Source organism: Streptomyces sp. NPDC127097 (genome assembly GCF_042724075.1).
GTDB lineage: Bacteria > Actinomycetota > Actinomycetes > Streptomycetales > Streptomycetaceae > Streptomyces.
Window position 1 is genome coordinate 35,248 of record NZ_JBHXFI010000053.1, and the last position, 18,407, is coordinate 53,654.

Annotated in this window: 18 protein-coding genes; 9 read left to right on the forward strand and 9 right to left on the reverse strand. The window is 71.0% G+C overall.

What is annotated here, in order from left to right:
* Window positions 1-29 precede the first annotated feature (29 nt).
* Window positions 30-1,061 (reverse strand): glycosyltransferase family 2 protein, encoded by a 1,032-nt coding sequence (locus tag ACFWJW_RS30100; protein WP_387247332.1) that lies wholly within the window; start codon window positions 1,059-1,061, stop codon window positions 30-32.
* Window positions 1,062-1,347: 286 nt separating this feature from the next.
* Here ACFWJW_RS30100 and ACFWJW_RS30105 point away from each other — a divergent pair, with 286 nt between their 5' ends.
* The 3 genes from ACFWJW_RS30105 (at window position 1,348) to ACFWJW_RS30115 (ending at window position 3,999) form a co-directional block, all read left to right on the forward strand.
* Window positions 1,348-2,811, forward strand: coding sequence for an LCP family protein (locus tag ACFWJW_RS30105; protein WP_387247333.1), 1,464 nt, complete (start codon window positions 1,348-1,350; stop codon window positions 2,809-2,811).
* Window positions 2,812-2,884: 73 nt separating this feature from the next.
* A complete protein-coding gene (locus ACFWJW_RS30110) occupies window positions 2,885-3,343 on the forward strand; it encodes a hypothetical protein (protein WP_387247334.1) in 459 nt (152 codons plus the stop codon).
* A gap of 74 nt (window positions 3,344-3,417) precedes the next feature.
* Window positions 3,418-3,999, forward strand: coding sequence for a VanZ family protein (locus tag ACFWJW_RS30115; protein WP_387247335.1), 582 nt, complete (start codon window positions 3,418-3,420; stop codon window positions 3,997-3,999).
* Here ACFWJW_RS30115 and ACFWJW_RS30120 read toward each other — a convergent pair.
* The gene (locus tag ACFWJW_RS30120) at window positions 3,950-4,504 is read right to left on the reverse strand and encodes an acyl-CoA thioesterase (RefSeq protein WP_387247336.1); all 555 of its coding nucleotides are present in this window, start codon (window positions 4,502-4,504) and stop codon (window positions 3,950-3,952) included. The genes ACFWJW_RS30115 and ACFWJW_RS30120 overlap by 50 nt on opposite strands.
* A 272-nt stretch (window positions 4,505-4,776) precedes the next feature.
* Between ACFWJW_RS30120 and ACFWJW_RS30125 the strand changes: the two genes are divergently transcribed.
* The gene (locus ACFWJW_RS30125; RefSeq protein ID WP_387247337.1) at window positions 4,777-6,072 is read left to right on the forward strand and encodes an LCP family protein; all 1,296 of its coding nucleotides are present in this window, start codon (window positions 4,777-4,779) and stop codon (window positions 6,070-6,072) included.
* A gap of 81 nt (window positions 6,073-6,153) precedes the next feature.
* Here ACFWJW_RS30125 and ACFWJW_RS30130 read toward each other — a convergent pair whose 3' ends face one another.
* Window positions 6,154-7,329: an acyl-CoA dehydrogenase family protein gene (locus tag ACFWJW_RS30130; protein WP_018087089.1), complete on the reverse strand. Its 1,176-nt coding sequence runs from the start codon at window positions 7,327-7,329 to the stop codon at window positions 6,154-6,156.
* Window positions 7,330-7,646: 317 nt separating this feature from the next.
* On the opposite strand from ACFWJW_RS30130, the gene ACFWJW_RS30135 reads away from it, so the two are divergent.
* A complete protein-coding gene (locus tag ACFWJW_RS30135; protein ID WP_387247338.1) occupies window positions 7,647-8,987 on the forward strand; it encodes a UDP-glucose dehydrogenase family protein in 1,341 nt (446 codons plus the stop codon).
* Between the two features lie 7 nt (window positions 8,988-8,994).
* On the opposite strand, the gene ACFWJW_RS30140 is transcribed toward ACFWJW_RS30135, so the two are convergent.
* Complete coding sequence (locus tag ACFWJW_RS30140; RefSeq protein ID WP_387247339.1) at window positions 8,995-9,561, reverse strand: CGNR zinc finger domain-containing protein; 567 nt, start codon at window positions 9,559-9,561, stop codon at window positions 8,995-8,997.
* A gap of 74 nt (window positions 9,562-9,635) precedes the next feature.
* Between ACFWJW_RS30140 and ACFWJW_RS30145 the strand changes: the two genes are divergently transcribed.
* Window positions 9,636-10,010 (forward strand): VOC family protein, encoded by a 375-nt coding sequence (locus ACFWJW_RS30145; protein ID WP_387247340.1) that lies wholly within the window; start codon window positions 9,636-9,638, stop codon window positions 10,008-10,010.
* Between the two features lie 248 nt (window positions 10,011-10,258).
* Here ACFWJW_RS30145 and ACFWJW_RS30150 read toward each other — a convergent pair whose 3' ends face one another.
* Genes ACFWJW_RS30150 through ACFWJW_RS30160 form a run of 3 tightly spaced genes read right to left on the reverse strand, consistent with a single transcriptional unit; the run spans window position 10,259 to window position 13,091 of the window.
* Window positions 10,259-11,392, reverse strand: a complete 1,134-nt coding sequence (locus tag ACFWJW_RS30150; protein ID WP_387247341.1) for a dipeptidase — start codon at window positions 11,390-11,392, stop codon at window positions 10,259-10,261.
* On the reverse strand, window positions 11,389-11,955 hold the full coding sequence (gene purE, locus ACFWJW_RS30155; protein WP_387247342.1) for a 5-(carboxyamino)imidazole ribonucleotide mutase: 567 nt from the start codon (window positions 11,953-11,955) through the stop codon (window positions 11,389-11,391). Before purE ends, ACFWJW_RS30150 begins: the two co-directional genes overlap by 4 nt.
* Entirely contained in the window at window positions 11,952-13,091 is a 1,140-nt protein-coding gene (locus tag ACFWJW_RS30160) for a 5-(carboxyamino)imidazole ribonucleotide synthase (protein ID WP_387247343.1), read from the reverse strand. The genes purE and ACFWJW_RS30160 overlap by 4 nt, the downstream gene beginning before the upstream one ends.
* 165 nt (window positions 13,092-13,256) lie before the next feature.
* Between ACFWJW_RS30160 and ACFWJW_RS30165 the strand changes: the two genes are divergently transcribed.
* Window positions 13,257-13,682, forward strand: a complete 426-nt coding sequence (locus ACFWJW_RS30165; RefSeq protein WP_387247344.1) for a hypothetical protein — start codon at window positions 13,257-13,259, stop codon at window positions 13,680-13,682.
* A 137-nt stretch (window positions 13,683-13,819) separates the two neighbouring features.
* Window positions 13,820-14,329 (forward strand): GtrA family protein, encoded by a 510-nt coding sequence (locus ACFWJW_RS30170; RefSeq protein WP_387247345.1) that lies wholly within the window; start codon window positions 13,820-13,822, stop codon window positions 14,327-14,329.
* A 72-nt stretch (window positions 14,330-14,401) separates the two neighbouring features.
* Here ACFWJW_RS30170 and ACFWJW_RS30175 read toward each other — a convergent pair whose 3' ends face one another.
* Both ACFWJW_RS30175 and ACFWJW_RS30180 read right to left on the reverse strand, forming a co-directional pair.
* A complete protein-coding gene (locus ACFWJW_RS30175) occupies window positions 14,402-15,652 on the reverse strand; it encodes an ATP-binding protein (RefSeq protein WP_387247346.1) in 1,251 nt (416 codons plus the stop codon).
* A 15-nt stretch (window positions 15,653-15,667) separates the two neighbouring features.
* Window positions 15,668-16,348 carry a response regulator transcription factor gene (locus tag ACFWJW_RS30180; RefSeq protein ID WP_033266590.1) on the reverse strand — a complete coding sequence of 227 codons (681 nt, stop codon included), beginning with the start codon at window positions 16,346-16,348 and terminating at the stop codon, window positions 15,668-15,670.
* A gap of 509 nt (window positions 16,349-16,857) precedes the next feature.
* On the opposite strand from ACFWJW_RS30180, the gene ACFWJW_RS30185 reads away from it, so the two are divergent.
* Window positions 16,858-18,363, forward strand: a complete 1,506-nt coding sequence (locus ACFWJW_RS30185; protein WP_387247347.1) for a peptide MFS transporter — start codon at window positions 16,858-16,860, stop codon at window positions 18,361-18,363.
* Window positions 18,364-18,407 lie beyond the last annotated feature (44 nt).

The window sequence follows — 18,407 nt, forward strand, 5'->3', positions numbered from 1 at the left end:
GCCCCGCGAAGGAGCCGGCGGTGACCCGTCTACTCGGCGTCCGCCGCCGGGGTCATGACCGCCGGGCGGCGGCTGGCGATGACCTTCTTGGCGAGTGAGCGGGGGCTGGTCAGGAAGCCCGCGCCCCAGGCCATGTGCATGGTCGCCAGGGCCACCGGGATCTGGACGCGGGCCTTGAGCGACAGCCCCTTGCCGGCCGGCACCGAGCCCGCGGTGATGGCGGCGAGGTAGCCGGCCGGGACGACCAGGCCCCAGGGGGTGACGGCGGCGCCGACCACCAGGCCCGCCGCGATGGCGCACACCGCGGCCGGCGGCGCGAGATAGCGCAGATTGATCGAACCGGCGTGGTAGCGGGCGACGACATGGCGCCACTTGCCGTAGTCCTTGTACTGCTTGGCCAGCGCCTTGACGCTCGGCCGCGGGCGGTACTGGACCTTCAGCTCGGGCGAGAACCAGATCGCCCCGCCGGCCTCCCGGATCCGGAAGTTCAGCTCCCAGTCCTGGGCGCGGATGAACTCCTCGTTGTAGCCGCCCTGCTGCTCCAGTGCCTCGCGGCGGAAGACGCCGAGGTAGACGGTCTCGGCGGGACCGGCCTGCCCGCCCGTGTGGAAGGCGGCGTTGCCCACCCCGATCTTGGAGGTCATCGCCGCGGCGACCGCGTCCTCCCAGGCGTTCTCGCCCTCGGCGTGCATGATGCCGCCGACGTTCGCGGCGCCGGTCTCCTCCAGGAGGCGCACGGCGGTGGCGATGTAATTCGGCGAGAGCATGCCGTGGCCGTCGACGCGGACCACGATCGGGTGCCGGGACGCCTTGATCGCGGCGTTCAGCGCGGCGGGGGTGCGGCCGGTGGGGTTGGGCACCGTGTGCACCCGGGCGTCCTCGGCGACGAGCTCGGCGGCGATCTCGTCCGTACGGTCCGCGGACGGGCCGAGGGCGATCACCACCTCCATCTCACCGGCGTACTCCTGCTCCAGGATGTGCCGGACCGAATTGCGCAGGTGACGTTCCTCATTGAGCACCGGCATGATCACGGAGACGGCCGGGGGCTGCTGCTGCGGCATGGTTCCTCGGGGGTACGGCCCGCGGCGGAGCCGCCAGCGACGGCAGCGCCCGCCGGGAGACTGCAGAATCGCGCCCACGTTACCGCGAATGGGGGACGCCCTCGGACGCAGCCGGGTGGCCGGATGCCGGACGCCCGGCGTGTGGTGCTTTGCAGCCGATCATATGGACCTACGGTGTCCTCGTCCGATTGATCCCGGCTTGCCCGCTCCCCTGCTGCCCCGTCCCCGTGCCGCCCCGCTCCCCGCCGGGCCCCGACCACGCCGTCCAGCCGCGGAGGTGTCCCCCGTGACCGCGCCGTTCCGCTCCCCCCGTCCGGCCCGGCGCCGGGCCGCCCGGCCCGGTACGCGCCGGCGTCCGCCGGGCCCGCGCTGGGGGCTGCGGATCGGCGCCGTCGTGTCCGTGCTGCTGCTGGCCGCGAGCGGCGTCGGGCACGCCGTGGTCACCGGGGTGGAGAGCGGCATCGGCCGGGTGGACGCCTTCACCGGCATGAGCAACCGGCCCGGGGGCGGCGACGGGCTGAACTTCCTGGTCGTGGGCACGGACGGGCGCGACCGGCTCAGCGCCGCGGAGAAGCAGAAGTACCACCTGGGCGGGGCGCCCTGTCACTGCACCGACACCCTGATGCTGGTGCACCTCTCCGCCGACCGGGACCGCGCCAGCGTGATCAGCCTGCCCCGCGACTCCTACGCCGAGGTCCCCGCCCATACGGACGCCGTCACCGGCCGGCAGCGCGCCAAGCACCCCATCAAGCTGAACGCGGCCTACGCCGAGGGCGGCCCCAGCCTCACCGTGCGGACCGTCGAGCACATGACGGGGGTGCATATCGACCACTACCTGGAGGTCGACTTCACCAGCTTCATGCGCAGCGTGGACGCGGTCGGCGGGGTGGAGATCTGCACCGTACGGCCGCTGCGCGACAGCTTCACGGGGCTGGATCTGCCGGTCGGCAAGTCGCGGCTCAACGGCGGCCAGGCGCTCCAGTACGTGCGCTCACGGCATGTCGACGGCTCCGCCGACCTCGGCCGGATGCAGCGCCAGCAGCGCTTCCTGGCCGCTCTCATCCACAAGATCACCTCCTCCGGAGTGCTGATGAACCCCATCCGCTTCAGGGATGTCGCCGACACGATGCTCCGGTCCGTACGGGCCGATTCGGGCTTCGGGGCCGGCGACCTGGTCGACCTCGGGCAGGCGATGCGCGGTTTCACCCCGTCGTCCTCGGAGTTCACGTCCGTGCCGCTGGGCGATGTGGCCCAGCCCGTGCCGGGGGTCGGCTCGACCGTGCGCTGGGACCCGGTGCAGGCGCCGAAGCTGTTCCGGGCGATCCGCGAGGACCAGCCGATCACGGTGCCCCGGGACCGGGAGGAGCCGCGGGCCAGGGTCGTGGACATCCCGCCGGGCCAGGTCCAGGTGCGGGTCGACAACGGCAGCGACCGGACCGGGCTCGCCGCCACGGTGGCGAAGGAGCTGCACGCCACCGGCTTCGCCACCACCGGCGTCCCCGGCAACTCCGCCCACGGCAAGGTGCCCCGGACGGTCATCGTCTACGACCCGCGCTGGGACCGCTCGGCCCGCTCGCTGGCCGCCGCGCTGCCGGGCGCACAGCTGCGGCCGGCGGCCGGGCGGGGCCCGGTGATGCAGGTGACGGCCGGCCAGGGCCAGGGGGCGGTGCAGCGGGTACGGGCCGAGGAGCCGCCGCAGAAGCCGGGCCGGATCTCGGCGATCACCGGGGACGAGGCAGTGTGCCCATGAGTGAGCGGAGCGAGCTCATTATCAAAGGGTGCGTGCCTCGCGAATGCGAGGCCGAGCGAAGCGAGGGTTCGGCATGAGCGTTCCCGCGCCCCGTCGTACCGCGCCCCGGCCGCCCGTGCGTCGTCCGGAGGCCCGCTGCCGTGCGCGCCGGGTCACGGTGGCCGTCGCCGCGCTGTGTCTGGTCGCGGCCACCGCCGCCGCGGCGCCGCCGGCGCCTCCCGCGCCGACCGGCTGCGGGGAGCTGGTGCGCGGCCGGCTGTGTCTCCAGGGGCCGGTGGGGGCCGACGGGATGTACACCGCGACCTACCGGCGGAACGGGGCGGCGGCCGGTCTCGACGAGATCGCCGTGCGGCTCGGCTACCAGCGCAAGAACGACCGGATCACCGCCTTCCCCGGCTGGTTCGGCACCCGGCGGACCCAGGGCGGCGCGGTCGGGCTGAGCGGCCGGGTGGAGATGCTCGCGGAGGAGTGCATCCGGGGCGTCATGGAGCGGGGAGAGACGCTCTACGTCACCAAATGGACCTGCGATTGATGCCCGTGATGCCTGAGATGCGCGAGACGCACGAGATGTATGCCATGTACGGGATTTCCTGAAAGGGGCGCACTGTGTGGCAGGTTGTGCTGGGTATCACCCCCACCACGGTGACGCTCTTCCTGGTCCTGGCGCTGGCCGTGGCGGTGGCGTTCGCCCTGTGGACGGCGCTCGCCCCCGACAGCGGCGCACCGCGCAGCGCGGCCCGTGCGCTGCTGGCGGGCTGGCTGCTGCTGTTCCTGCTGGCGACGCTCGCGCCGAGCCAGCCGATCGGCTCCGGGGACGCGACGGTGTGGTGGCGGCCCGGTGAGGGGCTGTTCGATCTGGGCGCCCAGCTGGAGCCCGGGGAGCTGGCGATGCTGGTGCGGCGGCAGATCGCCAACGCCGCGCTGTTCGTGCCCGCACCGCTGCTGCTGCGGTTCGCCGCGCCGCGCACGTCGGCCGCCGGGGCGTTCCTGCTGGGCGTGGGGCTGTGCCTGGTCGTCGAGACGGCGCAGCTGCTGATGCGGGCGGGGCGGATCGCCGATGTCGACGATGTGATCTGCGCGGCGGCCGGCACCGTCATCGGTACGGGGCTGGCGCTGGCGGGGCAGCTCGGGGTCGCCGCTATGCGTCGTCGATGCCTTCCGCGGCGCGCCGTTCGCGCAGCTCCATGATCGCGCGCCGGCGGGCGAGGCGGTGCGTCCGGCGGATCTGCGCCTCCTGGTAGCGGCGCTTGTCACGCTCGGTCTCGGGGAGCACCGGCGGCACCCGGCGCGGCTTGCCCTGTTCGTCGACGGCGGCGAAGACGAGGTAGGCGGAGCCGACCTGCTGGGCCGGGCTGGATTCGTTCCAGCGCTCGGCCAGGACCCGTACGCCGACCTCCATCGAGGAGCGGCCGGTCCAGTTGACCTGGGCGCGTACATGCACGAGGTCGCCGATCCGGACCGGTTCGAGGAAGGCCATCTCGTCCATGGAGGCGGTCACGGCCGGCCCGCCGGAGTGGCGGCCGGCCACCGCGCCCGCCGCATCGTCGACGAGCTTCATGATCACGCCGCCGTGCACCGTTCCCAGGAGGTTCGTGTCGCCGGCCGTCATGATGTGGCTGAGCGTGATGCGGGACACGGAAGTGGGCTTGCCCACCACCTCGTCCTCGGGATTGTCGGTGACGAGTTCGGTCATGGAGCCAGCCTAAGCGTCGCCCGTACGGCCCCGCCCCGCCCCCGTCGTGAGACTGGTCTCGCCATCTGCGCAGGTCCGTGACACAGGTCTCATGGCCACCGCCGGAAACCATCCGGAATGGTTGCTTCCATTAGTGCAGGTCGGAATGGTCATGGCCGCTTCTGGTATGCGGCGGAAGGCCGCCGTAGCTTTGCATCAGCTCTGCAACAGCACTGGCCCGATCCGGCACCCGCCCTATGGAGCACCCCCCTTCGGCGTGCACACTTCCCCGTATGAATGAGTGGCCCAACGGGTGGTCCGGCGACCAGAGCGGCAACCGGTACGGATACGGCAGCGGCAGTGCCGAGCCGGAGGGTGCGCGCGCCATGCCCCAGGTGCGGCGCGGCGCAGGCCCCGGCTATCAGGGGCACGAGCCTCCGATGCCGGCCTCGATGTCCCCGCGCAGGGGCGCGACCGTGCCGCCGCAGCAGTCCCAGGGCTACGACGATTCCTACGACGACGGCTACAACACCGGCCAGGTCTACGGCGGTGGCCGCGGCGGCGGTGCCGGCTACGACGACTACGGCGCGGCCGGCCGCGGCCGGCCGCGCCCCCGCTGGGGCAAGCGCATCAAGTGGACGGTCATCACTCTGGTCGCGGTGCTGGCGGTCACCTCGGTCGCCACCTACTTCTGGGCCGACGGCAAACTCCGCCGCAAGGTCGACCTGAGCAAGGTCATCGACCGGCCGGAGACCGGCGACGGCACGAACTACCTGATCGTCGGCTCGGACAGCCGCGAGGGCATGACCGCCGAGCAGAAGCGCAAGCTGCACACCGGCTCCGCCGAGGGCAAGCGCACCGACTCGATGATGATCCTGCACGACGGCAGCAACGGCCCGACGCTGATATCCCTGCCGCGCGACTCGGACGTGGAGATACCCACCTACATCGGCTCGGACTCCGGCAAGAAGTACCCGGGCACCGGACGGCACACCAAGCTCAACGCGGCCTACGCCGAGGACGGCCCGGAGCTGCTGGTGCGCACCGTCGAGTACAACACCAAGCTGCACATCGACCACTACGTCGAGATCGGCTTCGCCGGCTTCGCCAACATCGTGGACGCCATCGGCGGGGTCGAGATGGACCTCCCCAAGGCGATCAAGGACAAGGACTCCGGCGCCGACTTCCCGGCCGGCAAGCAGACCCTCAACGGCCAGCAGGCGCTCGCCTACGTCCGCACCCGGCACGCCTTCGCCCAGCAGGACCTGGACCGGACGAAGAACCAGCAGAAGTTCCTGGCGACGCTGGCGAGCCAGACCGCCACCCCCGCCACGGTCCTGAACCCCTTCAAGCTCTACCCGACGATGAGCGCCGGCCTGGACACGCTCGTCGTCGACAAGGACATGAGCCTGTGGAGCCTGGGTGAGATGTTCTTCGCGATGAAGGGCGTCACCGGCGGCGAGGGCAAGTCCATGAACATGCCGGTCTCCGGCAGCAACGGCGGCAACCTGGTCTGGGACAAGGCCAAGCTCCGCCAGCTGGTGCAGCAGCTCAACAACGACGAGAAGGTCACCGTCAGCGGCAACTGACCGCGGAGACTGCGGAGACTGCGGAGACAAAGAGGCCCCGGACCGCCGCTGCGGTCCGGGGCCCTCTGCTGGTCCCTGCGCCTACTGCGGCAGGTTGCGCGCCATCACGATCCGCTGGACCTGGTTGGTGCCCTCGTAGATCTGGGTGATCTTGGCGTCCCGCATCATCCGCTCGACCGGGTAGTCACGGGTGTAGCCGTAGCCGCCGAGCAGCTGGACGGCGTCCGTGGTGATCTCCATGGCCGCGTCCGAGGCGTAGCACTTGGCCGCCGCGCCGAAGAACGTCAGGTCCTCGCCCTTGCCGCCGGCCGATATCCGCTCGGAGCGGGCGGCCGCGGCGTAGGTCAGCTGGCGGGCCGCCTCCACCTTCATGGCCATGTCGGCGAGCATGAACTGCACGCCCTGGAAGTCGCCGATCGGCTTGCCGAACTGCTTGCGCTCCTGGACGTAGCCCTTGGCGTAGTCCAGGGCGCCCTGGGCGATACCGAGCGCCTGGGCCGCGATGGTGATGCGGGTGTGGTCCAGGGTCTTCATGGCGGTGGCGAAGCCGGTGCCCTCCGCGCCGATCATGCGGTCGGCGGGGATCCGGACGTTGTCCAGGTAGACCTCGCGGGTCGGCGAGCCCTTGATGCCGAGCTTCTTCTCCGGGGCGCCGAAGGAGACCCCCTCGTCACCCTTCTCGACGACGAAGGCCGAGATGCCCTTGGAACGCTTCTCCGGGTCGGTGACGGCCATCACCGTGTAGTACTCGCTGACGCCGGCGTTGGTGATCCAGCGCTTGACGCCGTTGAGGATGTAGTGGTCGCCGTCGCGGACGGCCTTGGTCTTCATCCCCGCCGCGTCCGAGCCGGCGTCCGGCTCGCTCAGGCAGTACGAGAACATCGCGTCGCCCTTGGCCAGCGGGCCCAGGTACTTCGCCTTCAGCTCCTCGGAGCCGGAGAGGATCACCGGCAGCGAGCCGAGCTTGTTGACCGCCGGGATGAGGGAGGACGACGCACAGACGCGGGCGACCTCCTCGATGACGATGACGGTCGCCAGCGCGTCGGCGCCGGCCCCGCCGTATGCCTCCGGTACGTGGACGGCGTGCAGGTCGTTGGCGACCAGCGCGTCGAGCGCCTCCTGCGGGAAGCGGGCCTCCTCGTCCACCGCGGCGGCGAACGGCGCGATCTTCGCCTCGGCGAGCGAGCGCACCGACTCGCGGAGCATGTCGTGCTCCTCGGATGGCCGGTACAGATCGAAATCAGCGGTTCCCGCCAAGGTTTCTCACTCCCCTGTGAGCTGACTGCCAGTGCTAACTACCGTTAAGTAACCCAATTACCTCTCCGGATTCTAGGCGCCGATCCCGGGCCGCGGATACGTGAGGTTGCCGACAGTTACCCACGCGGCCCGGAAGCGGCTGGAGTAGGCCATTCCCCTCCCGACTATGCTCGGTCAGCGCCGTTTTCCCCAGTCCCTCCCGTCACCCGACCACCGCCCCTCAACGCCGGCGCTACGCGCCGCACCCTCCCTCCCGTCGCCCGACCACCGCCCCTCAACGCCGGCGCTGCGCGCCGCACCCCTTATTTGGAGCTTCCATGCCCCTCAAGATCACCGTGATCGGCACCGGCTACCTCGGCGCCACCCACGCCGCGGCCATGGCCGAGCTGGGCTTCGAGGTGCTGGGGCTCGATGTGGTCCCCGAGAAGATCGAGATGCTTCAGCGGGGCGAGGTCCCGATGTACGAGCCCGGTCTGGAGGATCTGCTGCGCCGCCATGTCGCCGGGATCGAGGGGTCGACCGGCCGGCTGCGCTTCACCACCTCCTTCGAGGAGGCCGGCGCCTTCGGCGATGTGCACTTCGTCTGCGTGAACACCCCGCAGAAGCACGGTGAGTACGCCTGCGACATGAGCTACGTGGACAGCGCCTTCGACGCGCTGGCGCCGCATCTGACCCGGCCCACGCTGGTGGTCGGCAAGTCCACGGTGCCGGTGGGCAGCGCGGCGCGGCTCGCCGCGCGGCTGGCCGCGGCCGCCCCCGCGGGCGAGGCCGCCGAGCTGGCCTGGAACCCGGAGTTCCTGCGCGAGGGCCTCGCCGTCAAGGACACCCTGCACCCGGACCGGATCGTCGCCGGTGTGGCCGGCGAAAGGGCCGAGGAGCTGCTGCGGGAGGTGTACGCCAAGCCGATCGCCGAGGGCTCGCCGTTCATCGTCATGGACTACCCGACGTCCGAGCTGGTGAAGACCTCCGCCAACTCCTTCCTGGCGACCAAGATCTCCTTCATCAACGCTATGGCCGAGGTCTGCGAGGCGGCCGACGGCGATGTGGTGAAGCTGGCCGAGGCCATCGGGCACGACGACCGGATCGGCAAGAAGTTCCTCCGGGCCGGCATCGGCTTCGGCGGCGGCTGCCTGCCGAAGGACCTGCGGGCGTTCATGGCCCGCGCCGGTGAACTGGGCGCCGACCAGGCGCTGACCTTCCTCCGCGAGATCGACTCCATCAACATGCGGCGCCGCGGCCACATGGTCGAGCTGACCCGGGACGCGGTCGGCGGCGGCTTCCTCGGCAAGCGGGTCGCCGTACTGGGCGCGACCTTCAAGCCGGACTCGGACGACGTCCGCGACTCCCCCGCGCTCAATGTCGCCGGCCAGATCCACCTCCAGGGCGGCCAGGTGACGGTGTACGACCCGAAGGGCATGGAGAACGCCCGGCGGCTCTTCCCGACGCTGGCGTACGCGGACACCGCGCTGGAGGCGGTGCGCGGCGCGGATGTGGTGCTGCATCTGACGGAGTGGCGCGAATTCCGTGAGCTGGACCCGGCGGCCCTGGGCGAGGTGGTCGCCGAGCGCCGCATCCTGGACGGCCGGAACGCCCTGGACCCGGCGCTGTGGCGCAAGGCCGGCTGGACGTACCGCGCGCTGGGCCGCCCCCAGGCGTGAGCGGCCCCTACTCGGACTCCGCGCGCCGGGCGCGGTAGGTCCGCATCTTCGCCCGGCTGCCGCAGACCGCCATGGTGCACCAGCGGCTGCGGCCGGCCGGGCTCCGGTCGTAGAAGACCCAACGGCAGTCATGGGCCTCGCATGCCTTGAGCCGGGTCCAGGTACCGTCCGCGACCGCGGCCGCGATGCCCGCCGCGATCCGGGCGGTGAACTGCGCGGCGCCACCGAGCCCCGGCGCCGGACGCAGCGCGGCGCCACCGTCGGGAGACACCCCCAGGACGAGCGGCGCCGCGGCGAACAGCCGGTCCAGCGTCCGGGCCGTCCGCTCCGGCACCCCGGTGCCGGCGGTATGCGCCAGACACACCTCCCGGAGCGCCTCCCGCAGCTCCCGCAACTCCCCGAGTGCCGCCAACGCCCCGCGCCCCGGGGCGGGTTCGGGCACCCCGTGCTCACGCAGAAAGGCGCCGGGGCCGCCACCGTCGGCGGTCAGCGCGTCCGCGCCGGTCTCGATGTCGAGGGTGTTCACCAGATCCTGCACCCACCGCAGGGAATCCGGAGCTGTTCGGGATGCCACCCTTGCCACGTTACCGATACTCGGCAATCATGCGGTAACGAAGTTACCGGTTGAGTGGATGAGGAGGTAACGCCATGAGTCTGATCAAGCTCGGCGTCGTCGCACTGGACTGCCCCGACCACCGGGCGCTCGCCAACTTCTACGCGGAGGTACTCGACTGGCAGGTGACGGGAGGCGACGACGACTGGATCGAAATCGCCGGCCCCACCGGCCGCACCCTCGCCTTCCAGCAGGTACCGGAGGCGGACTACCGTCCGCCGCAGTGGCCGGGCCAGGAGATCCCCCAGCAACTCCACCTCGACTTCGACGTCCGCCGCGCGGACATCGACGAGGCCGAGCGCAAGGTACTCGCCCTCGGGGCGAAGCGAGTCCAGGGCGATGCGGAGGGCCGCGACTGGCGGGTCTATCTGGACCCGGCGGGGCACCCGTTTTGTCTGTGCCTCAAGTAGTCACGTTCTGACGGGCCTCCGCGGGCGCCTACCGACTACGAGCGGCCGGCCCCACCCACCGTCACTCACTCCCCCAACGGGAGGGGACGGGCCGGAGGGGCTGGTGTGTGGGACGTCAAGCGAAGCAGTCCCACGCACCGGCCCCGGAGGTCCGTCCCCGCACCCACAAACCACCCCGCCCGCCGCAGGCGCAACGGCGAGAAACACCCACGGCGGGAAAGACAAAAAACGCAGGGCTAACCCAAGCGTCACCCGGAAACGTCCTCCGCCGCGCGCACGACTCGCACCGCGTTCTGCCAAGTCAGCTTGGCCAGATCCCCCTCCGACCACCGCCGATCCATCAGCTCGGCGATCAGATTCGGGTACCCCGCGACATCCGCCAGCCCGTCAGGCGTGAACGCGGTGCCGTCGAAGTCCCCGCCGATGCCGATGTGGTCGACGCCGGCGACCTCCCGCATGTGGTCGAGGTGATCGGCGACGGTCGCCACGGTGGCCTTCGGGCGCGGGTCGACCGCCTCGAAGGCTCGCTGGACGGCCATGCCCGCCCCCGTCGTGTCGAGGTGGTGCAGACCGTGGGCGCGCATGTTCTCGTCGGCGCGCTGCGTCCACTCGACGGCCGCGGGCAGCACGAACTTCGGCACGAAGGTGGCCATCGCGACGCCGCCGTTGGCGGGCAGCTGGGCGAGTACGTCGTCGGGGATGTTGCGCGGGTGGTCGCAGACGGCACGGGCGGAGGAGTGCGAGAAGATCACCGGCGCGGTGCTGACGCGCAGTGCGTCCCGCATGGTGTCGGCCGAGACGTGCGAGAGGTCGACCAGCATCCCGCAGCGGTTCATCTCCCGGACGACCTCTTCGCCGAAGGCCGTCAGGCCGTGATGGCGCGGCTCATCGGTCGCGGAGTCCGCCCAGTCGATGGTGTCGTTGTGGGTGAGCGTCATGTAGCGCACGCCCAGCTCGTAGAGCGCGCGCAGCGTGCCCAGCGAGTTGTTGATGGAGTGGCCGCCCTCGGCGCCCATGAGGGACGCGATCCGGCCCTCCGTGCGGGCCGCCTCCATGTCGTCGGCGGTGCGGGCCGGCCGCAGCACGTCGGGGTAGCGGGCGACCAGCTGCCGGACCACGTCGATCTGTTCGAGGGTGGCGGTGACGGCCTTGTCGCCCGCGTAGTCGGAGCGGACGTAGACCGACCAGAACTGCGCGCCGACGCCGCCGGCCCGCAGCCGCGGCAGATCGGTGTGCAGGTGCGCGGACTGGTCGGTGGCGATATCGCGTTGGTCGAGGTCGTAGCGGACCTGCTCGCGCAGCGCCCAGGGCAGGTCGTTGTGACCGTCGACGACGGGCCAGCGGGCGAGCAGGTCCCGTGCCGCCCCCTGGGATGAGCTCACTTGGCGCCGCCGAAGCCGAAGCCGTTCGGGGTGGCGACCTTGCTGCGCAGCCGCTTGCCCTTCTCGGTGGCCTGGTCGTTCAGCTCCTGCTGGAACTCCCGCATCCGGGCGAGGAGTTCGGGGTCCTGGGTGGCGAGGATGCGGGCGGCCAGCAGGCCGGCGTTGCGGGCGCCGCCGACGGAGACGGTGGCCACCGGCACGCCGGCCGGCATCTGCACGATGGAGAGGAGGGAGTCCATGCCGTCCAGGTACTTCAGCGGGACGGGGACGCCGATGACCGGCAGCGGGGTGACCGAGGCGAGCATCCCGGGGAGGTGGGCGGCGCCCCCGGCGCCGGCGATGATCACCTTCAGCCCGCGCTCCGCGGCCTGCTCGCCGTACGTGATCATCTCGCGCGGCATCCGGTGCGCCGAGACGACATCGACCTCGTGGGGGATCTCGAACTCGGCGAGGGCCTGGGCGGCGGCCTCCATGACGGGCCAGTCGGAGTCGGAGCCCATGACGATGCCGACCACGGGGGACGGGGCGGAGGAGCGGTTTTCGGGCGACACACTGGACGTCATTCGGTGATCGTTCCTCGCAGGTATCCGGCGGCATGAGCGGCGCGCTCGCGCACGTCGGCCAGGTCGTCGCCGTAGGTGTTGACGTGTCCGACCTTGCGGCCGGGCTTCACGTCCTTGCCGTACATGTGGATCTTCAACTGCGGGTCCCGCGCCATGCAATGGAGGTACGCGTAATACATGTCGGGGTAGTCGCCGCCGAGGACATTGGCCATCACCGTCCAGCGGGCGCGCGGGCGCGGATCGCCGAGCGGGAGGTCGAGCACGGCCCGGACGTGGTTGGCGAACTGCGAGGTGATCGCGCCGTCCTGGGTCCAGTGGCCGGAATTGTGCGGGCGCATGGCGAGCTCGTTGACGAGGATCCGGCCGTCGGCGGTCTCGAAGAGCTCGACGGCCAGATGGCCGACGACCCCCAGTTCCTGGGCGATGCGCAGCGCCAGCTCCTGGGCCTGGCCGGCGAGCTCGGAGTCGAGGCCGGGGGCGGGCGCGATCACGGTGTCGCAGACGCCGTCGACCTGGATGGACTCCACGACCGGGTAGGCGACGGCCTGACCGTGCGGGGAGCGGACGATGTTGGCCGCCAGCTCGCGGGTGAAATCAACCTTTTCCTCCGCGAGGACGGGCACCCCGGCGCGGAACGGCTCCTCGGCCTCCTTGGAGGATCGTACGACCCAGACGCCCTTGCCGTCATAGCCGCCGCGGACGGTCTTGAGGATCACCGGAAACCCGTCGCCCTCGGCCGCGAACCGCGCCACGTCCGCCGGGTCGGCGACGATGCGGTGCCGTGGGCAGGGCACGTCGATCGCGTCCAGCTTCGCCCGCATCACCCCCTTGTCCTGGGCGTGCACGAGCGCGTCGGGACCGGGCCGGACGGGGATGCCGTCGGCCTCCAGTGCCCGCAAGTGCTCGGTGGGAACGTGCTCGTGATCGAACGTGATCACATCGCAGCCACGGGCGAAGGCGCGCAGCGTGTCCAGATCTCGGTAGTCGCCAATGACGACATCACCGACCACCTGAGCCGCGGAATCCTGCGGAGTGTCGCTGAGGAGCTTGAATTTGATGCCGAGGGGGATACCCGCCTCGTGGGTCATACGGGCGAGCTGACCGCCACCGACCATGCCGACTACCGGGAACGTCACGCCCCCCAGGGTATCCGCACGGCTCCGCTGCCCCGATACCGGCTTGGATGATCCTCTGAGTTCGCGCGTTCGAAGAGCGCCGATGGAAGATCGACACCGGCCCCGGCGCCCGGGCCGGGGTGCGGGACCGGCGCCCGGAGCGGGCCCGGCACAAGGGGAGGCCGGATGGAGCACAGCGGCATATCGAGGGGCACCAGGACGCTGGTGATCGTCGTCGCGATCACCGCGCTGCTGATCGCCCTGCACTCCCTTTTCAGCCAGTTGTCCGCGCCGGAGGTCTATGGCGCGGACGACACCGAGATCGTGGTCTCCCCCGGTGACCGCTTCAGCGTGCGGGTCACCGACGACCCCGCCGGCGGCTATCGCTGGATCATCGCCGAGCCGCGCCCCGATCCGGCCGTCCTCAAGGGCACCGGCGGGCACCTGGCCACCGGCGGTCCGCCGCCCGCCGGGCCCGCCCGCTACCTCGCCTTCGAGGCCGTCCACCCGGGCCGTACGGACTTACGGCTGCTGCGCTGCCGGCGCTGCGGCCCCGGCGCGGCCGACGAGGCGGGCGCCCGGAGCCTCAATTTCCGCGTCACGGTCCGCTGACCCGGACGGCCCTCGGGGGGTTGCCCGCGGCCCCGTCGTGCGGCAGGCACCCGCCTCGGGGCGTGGTTAGCATGAGGGAGCGGACCAGGGTTGACGGCCCGCGGACGCCGCATACGACGGGGAGCTGAACGATCACCATGAGTGAACGGAGCGCACTGCGGTCGCGGCTGGAGGCGCTCACTCGTGAAGTGGTGAAGTTCGGCGCGGTCGGCGGCGCGGGGGTCGTGGTCAACTTCGCGGTGTTCAACCTCGTACGGCAGCTGACCGAGGTTCCCGTCGTCCGGGCCAGCATCATCGCGACGGTCGTGGCGACCGGCACCAACTACCTCGGCTACCGCTACTTCACCTACCGCGACCGCGACAAGCGGGGCCGTACCAAGGAGCTCACGCTCTTCCTGCTGTTCAGCGCGGTCGGCCTGGTGATCGAGAACGGCCTGCTCTATGTCGCGACCTACGGCTTCGACTGGGACAGCCCGCTCCAGAACAACCTCTTCAAGTTCCTCGGCATCGGCCTCGCCACGCTCTTCCGCTTCTGGTCCTACCGCACCTGGGTCTTCCGTACGCTGCCCGCCCGCGAGGCCATAGAGACGGCCGAGTCCTTCCTCGCCGACGGCTCCCGGCGGCCGCGCAGCCCCTCCCGTAAGTAGCCCGGCGCGCTCCGGCCGCGCCGCGCACGCCCGGCCGCACACGCCCGCCGCCCACTCCTCGGCGGGCTCCGCTCACTCCTCGGCGGCGGGCTCCGCCTCCCGGGCCAGGAACAGCGCGAAGACCGGCGGCTGCTGCTGGAGCAGCTCCAGCCGGCCGCCGTCCGCCTCCGCCAGATCCCGTGCGACGGCCAGCCCCAGCCCGGTGGAATTGCGGCCGGACACGGTCCGCTCGAAGACCCGCGCGCCGAGGTCCGTCGGCACCCCCGGCCCGGCGTCGGTGACCTCGACGACCGCCTGGTTGCCGGTGACCCGGGTCCGCAGCGCGACCGTCCCGTCGCCGTGCATCAGGGAGTTCTCGATCAGGGTGGCCAGCACCTGGGCGACCGCGCCGGGCGTGCCGACGGCCCGCAGCCCCTTCTTGCCGGAGCGCACGATGGCCCGCCCGGCGCTGCGGTAGGCCGGCCGCCACTCCTCGATCTGCTGCTTGACCACCTCGTCCAGGTCGAAGGCGACCGCGGAGCCGCTGCGCGGGTCCCGGGAGTTGGTCAGCAGCCGCTGGACGACATCCGTCAGCCGCTCCACCTGCGCCAGCGCGATGGTGGCCTCTTCCTTCACGGTGTCCGGATCGTCGGTGAGGGTGATCTCCTCCAGCCGCATGGACAGCGCGGTCAGCGGCGTCCGCAGCTGGTGGGAGGCGTCCGCGGCCAGCCGCCGCTCGGCGGTCAGCATCCGGGCGATCCGCTCCGCGCTGGCGTCCAGCACATCGGCGACCCGGTCCAGCTCCTGGACGCCGTAGCGGCGGTGGCGCGGGCGGGGGTCGCCGGAGCCCAGCCGCTCGGCGGTCTCCGCGAGGTCGGTGAGCGGCGCGGTCAGCCGGCGGCCCTGGCGGACGGCCAGGATCACCGCCGCGATGATCGCCAGCAGCGCCACGGCGAGAATGACCAGCAGCGTCCGGCCGATCTCCGCGCTGACCATGGAGCGGGACTCCTGGACCGTGACGGACTCACCGCGGTCGCCCCGCACCCTGGACTCGATGACACCGCCCGAGGGCCGCTGCCCGATCTCGATCGGCGTCTTGCCGGGCACCGAGATCCGCGCGTACCGCTTGGCGGTGATCTGCTCGGAGAGGATGTCCGGGGTGATCTTCTCGCCGCTGCCCAGCCGGCTCTCCACTATCCCGACGAGCCGGATCGCCTCGGAGGCCACGCTCTCCTGCGCACCGGCCTCGATGGTGCGGGTCTCGACGATGACGAGCGAGACACCGAAGACGGCGATCACGACGAGCACCACGGCGAGCGTGGAGTTGATCAGGCGGCGACGCACGGGCTGCCGGCTCCTTCAGCTTTTTTCGAAGCGGAAGCCGACACCGCGGACGGTGGCGATGTAGCGGGGGTTGGCGGCATCGTCCCCGAGCTTCTTGCGCAGCCAGGAGATATGCATGTCGAGCGTCTTGGTGGAGGACCACCAGGTGGTGTCCCAGACCTCGCGCATCAGCTGGTCGCGGGTGACGACCCGGCCGGCGTCCCGCACCAGGACCCGCAGCAGATCGAACTCCTTCGCCGTGAGCTGGAGTTCCTCCTCGCCCATCCAGGCACGGTGCGACTCGACGTCGATCCGCACCCCGTGGGTGGCCGGCGGCTGCTGGGGCTCGGCGGTGGAGCCGCGGCGCAGCAGGGCCCGTACGCGGGCGAGGAGTTCGGCGAGCCGGAAGGGCTTGGTGACGTAGTCGTCGGCACCGGCGTCCAGGCCCACCACGGTGTCCACCTCGTCGGCGCGGGCGGTCAGCACCAGGATGGGGAAGGAGTGGCCTTCGTTGCGCAGGCGGCGGGCGACCTCCAGGCCGTCCATCCCGGGCAGCCCCAGGTCCAGGACGACGAGGTCGATGTTCCCCTGGAGACCGGCGTCGAGCGCGGTCGGGCCGTCCTCGCGCACCTCGACTTCGTAACCCTCGCGGCGCAGTGCGCGGGCGAGCGGCTCCGAGATGGACGCGTCATCCTCGGCGAGCAGTACACGGGTCATGGCCCGATGGTAGTCCGATGTACCCGCGCCGAGGGGCGGACCAGCGCGGATGGCCGACGACGGACCGTTCCTGCACCGATAGCGCCCTGAGCTGCACAAGCCTCGGGCGCGCGCGGGAGCGCGGGAGCGAACGGTGGGCGCCGATGGTTCCCCGTGGCGGTGTGACCGTTGTCTCACGCAGGCCCCTGCTGACAGAACGAGTCGTATGGTGGATGAACGTCCGTCGCACCACTTCCGGGACCTTTGACTCTCAACTGACGTCATCGGTCCCTCGTTGTGTCCGGGACCGCCACCAACGGCCCCGTCCCACAGTGATCGACCTGCCGACCGGGTCCGGCGCGCTTGCCCCACGGGGGCGTGGAATCCGGGGTACGACCGTCCTGCCGGCGCCCTTCATCGGTGCCGAACCTCCCGGACGTGGAGGCGGGCGGGACTACCCGGTGCCGGTCACCCCCCACCCGGGCGCGTATCGGCCTGCGAACGCGTCCCGTAGCAGCAAGGAAGCATCCATGGCGTCCAGCCTGACGAAGGACGCTGCCCAGCAGGGGAACCCTGCGAACGGCGGCAAAACCTTCTTCGGCCACCCCCGCGGACTGGCCACTCTCTTCATGACCGAGATGTGGGAGCGCTTCAGCTTCTACGGCATGAAAGCACTCCTCCCGCTGTACCTGATCGCGCCCGGCGGCATGCATATGCCGGCGACCACGGCCACCGCGATCTACTCCGTGTACATGGCGATGGTCTATCTGCTCGCCATGCCGGGCGGTTGGATGGCCGACCGCTTCTGGGGGCCGCGCAAGACGGTCGCCATCGGCGCCGGTGTGGTCATCGCGGGCCACATCACGCTGGCCCTGCCCACCTCGGCGAGCTTCTTCGCCGGTCTCGTGCTGGTCGCGCTGGGCTCCGGCCTGCTGAAGGCGAACATCTCCACGATGGTCGGCCACCTCTATGACGGCCCGGAGGACCCGCGCCGTGACGGTGGCTTCACGCTCTTCTACATCGGCATCAACCTCGGCGCCTTCCTGGCCCCGCTGAGCATCGGCACCGTCGGCGAGAACGTCAACTGGCACTTCGGGTTCACGCTTGCCGCCGTCGGCATGGCGCTCGGCCTCGCCCAGTTCCTGCTCGGCACCCGCCATCTCAGCGCGGAGAGCAGCGTCGTCGCCCAGCCCGCGACGCCCCAGGAGCGGGCGTCCGTGCTGCGCAAGGGCCTGATCTGGCTGATCGTCGCGGCGGTGTTCTACACCGCGCTCGCGGTGACCGGGAACTTCGCCGACTGGGCGCTGATGCCGATCACCATCGCCGGTCTGGTCATCCCGATCGCGGTCCTGGCCCGTATGAAGCGCGACAAGGAGCTCACGGACCTCGAACAGTCCAAGCTCTCGGGCTACATCTGGTTCTTCGTGGTCGCCGCCATCTTCTGGATGATCTACGACCAGAACGGCTCGACCCTGTCGATCTTCGGTGAGCACTCCACGACGAACGACCTGCTGGGCTTCCACTTCCCGACGTCCTGGTACCAGTCGCTGAACCCGATCTTCATCATGGCGCTCGCCCCGCTGGTCGCCTCGGCGTGGCTGTGGCTGAACAAGCGCGGCAAGGAGCCGAGCACCGCCGTCAAGTTCGCTTCCAGCCTCGCGCTGATCGGTATCTCGTTCGGCGTCTTCCTCATCCCGCTGATCGACACCGCCGCCAACGGCGGCAAGGTCAGCCCGATGTGGCTGGTGGCGATCTACTTCATCCAGACCGTCGGTGAGCTGTGCCTCTCCCCGGTCGGCCTGTCGGTCACCACGAAGATGGCGCCCGCCAAGTACGGCTCCCAGATGATGGGTGTCTGGTTCCTCGCGGTCACCGCGGGCGACTCGGTGGCGGGTCTGCTGACCTCGCCGCAGCTGAACGTCGACCTGAACACCTCGTTCTCGGTCGCCGTCGAAGCCTGCCTCGCGGTCGTCGCCGGCCTCGGCATCTGGTCGTCCCGCAAGCGGGTCAAGGAGATGATGGGCGGCGTCAACTGACGCCTGCCGGCCCCGTACAGCGGAAGGGGGCGTCGCACCACCGG